At 35.5% G+C, this 1,258-nt stretch carries 2 pseudogenes; both read left to right on the top strand.

Going from position 1 to position 1,258, the window contains the following annotated elements:
* Positions 1 to 236, top strand: a pseudogene (locus tag IQ234_RS20775) (ISNCY family transposase); the annotation flags it as partial.
* 373 nt (positions 237 to 609) lie between these two features.
* Positions 610 to 1,122 (top strand): annotated as a pseudogene (locus IQ234_RS20780) (Uma2 family endonuclease); the annotation flags it as partial.
* Positions 1,123 to 1,258 lie beyond the last annotated feature (136 nt).

Below are 1,258 nucleotides of genomic sequence, written 5' to 3' on the forward strand. Positions count from 1 at the left end.
ACGTAGCAGATGGAAAGGTGAAAATGAAGGCAATAACGTTCTTAAAAATCACGGTTATAATTTAGAGCATAACTTTGGTCATGGTCAGAATCATTTGTGCGAGTTCTTATTGTCTTTGAATTTACTAGCTTTTTTATTTCATACCGTTTTGGATTTAGTTAATTATACCTATCAAAAGATTCGTGAGCTATTAGTAACTCGGACTTCTTTCTTTAATGATATTCGTACCCTATTAAAATTTATTTGGTTTAAGAATTGGTCGGAATTTTTCTCATTTATTCTCACCGAATATGTCCCATTTAAAAAAGTAAATTCTAGTTGAAAATGTCCCATCTCTTGAAGGAAAAAAAGAAAGTTGTTTATAAAAAAACTAAAAATTTTGTTAGAATTTTATCCAGATTTATGAGTTGAAATCTATTTTTTATGGACAAAGTTCTTAAAACCTGTCTATCTCCAGCGTTGGATGATAATTATCTGTCAAAAAATAATGCTTCTACACAAGTTCTCTATTTAAATAAGAGAATTTTATCTGATTTTTTTCAAAATGAGAATTGCTGGTTAACTGCATTACCCACCCAAGATGAACTTCCCTGCGATGATGGAGTACCGATGGAAACTCAAAGGCATAAATGGCAGATGGATCTGTTAATAGACAGTATATCACCTTGGCTAGACCGACGAGAAGATGGTTATGCCAGTGGCAATATGTTCGTCTATTTCAGTACAGCACAACTGAAAAATCAAGACTTCAAAGGACCTGATTTTTTTGCCGTCTTAGGCGTACCAAAAGGGGAGCGAAAAAGTTGGGTTACTTGGGAAGAGGGAAAAGCTCCCGATGTAGTGATTGAACTGCTCTCGGAAAGTACCACCCAAATAGACAAAACCGAGAAAAAAAAGATTTATCAAGATAAGTTACGAGTGCCTGAATATTTCTGGTACGATCCTTTTAATCCTGAAGATTTTGCCGAATTTGTCTTAGTTGATGGTCTATATGAACCGCAGCAACCCAACTAGAAAGGATGGCTAATCAGTGGTCGTTTGGAATTAGCTTTAGTTCGTTGGCAGGGAGAATATAGAGGGGTAACAACCGTCTGGATTCGCTGGGCGACTTTAGATGGAATAGATCTCTTGCATAAGTCTAGACAAAATAGGATAAAATAGTCCAAGAGTTAAGATTGAAAGATGACTTACGAACAAGTAAAAACTTTAAAGCCAACAGAGTTCAAACGCTTGTGTGGCGTGTATCCAGATACATTTA

Source organism: Microcystis aeruginosa LEGE 91341 (genome assembly GCF_015206885.1).
GTDB lineage: Bacteria > Cyanobacteriota > Cyanobacteriia > Cyanobacteriales > Microcystaceae > Microcystis > Microcystis aeruginosa_H.